This window comes from Mordavella massiliensis (assembly GCF_016902415.1).
GTDB classification, from domain to species: Bacteria; Bacillota; Clostridia; order Lachnospirales; family Lachnospiraceae; genus Merdimonas; species Merdimonas faecigallinarum.
Genome location: NZ_JACJLV010000107.1, coordinates 1 through 1,112, shown reverse-complemented (window position 1 = coordinate 1,112; position 1,112 = coordinate 1). Strand labels below are relative to the sequence as shown.

Here is a 1,112-nt window from a genome sequence, read left to right as displayed (position 1 = left end):
TTCTTATGGTATAAAACCGGAAGAAATAATCTATGAAAGAGCATTATTCATAAATATAGGAAAAAAGGTTTTGATAAATTTAAAAAAAATCGCCGATATTCAAAAGTTGATTCCAGAAACAGATTTATCAACATTTTATGGATTTTTATGCAAAAATTCTGGTAAGGGATTAATTATTTTATATGCAGATAATGGGATCGGGAAATGTCTTTTATCTTTAGAAATTGGTCTATCATCTTATGGGTTCAAATTGTCCCGTAGAAATGTAAAAGGAATATTAGCAGCAAACAAAGGAAAAACATTCAAGAAACTTATAACAAGAAATTATCAAATGCAAAGATTATTTACGAGAGGTGGAGACGGGAATGTGAATTTTGATAAAAGGTGTCTGCTAATGGGATGTGGTTCCATAGGAAGTTATGTAAGTAAAGCAATAATCGATATAGGAATCACTGATGATATCACTTTACTTGATAAAGATCTTTTAGAGGTAGAAAATTTAGCTAGACATTTATGTGGTAGCAATTATTTATGTTTACCCACATCAAAATCAGAGGCTCTTAAATTCGAACTTTTAAAACATTACCCTGCGATGAAATGTAAGTCTATAGACGAAAACGCTTGGGAGTTTTTTTTGAACCGTTGTACAGAGTTAAATAGTTTTGATTTGATTTTGATATGTGTAGGAAATACATTGATCGAAAAGAAAGTAATACAATTATTAAAAGAAAAACAAGTTAAGAAAGAATGCATTATTCTTTGGGTAGAGCCATATTTAGTTGCTGGACATGCGTTGGTTTTCCGGGGAGAAATTGATCCGAGCACAGAAAAGCATATCTTCGACATCAACGGTAGGTTTAATAATAATGTTTTGATCAAGAGTAATAAATATTTAAAGAGCGAAGCAGGATGTCAAAGCGCATATGCTCCGTATGCGGGTTTTGAAGCTCAGAAATTTGTTTTGGATTTTTTGGATGTTTATTATAGGAAAATTTATATGAAGAAAGAAAAGCATAATTACGAATTTACATGGATTGGAAAAATGAAATGGGCCAGACAGCAAAAATTCGAGATTAAAGCACAGTGGAGATCAAAAGAAGATAGATATATGG

At 31.3% G+C, this 1,112-nt stretch carries 1 protein-coding gene; it reads left to right on the top strand.

The features are described 5' to 3' along the window. Window positions 1–70 precede the first annotated feature (70 nt). Window positions 71–1,112, top strand: a 1,042-nt coding sequence (locus H6A13_RS12975) for a ThiF family adenylyltransferase (protein WP_204909943.1), incomplete at its 3' end; no start/stop codon positions are given.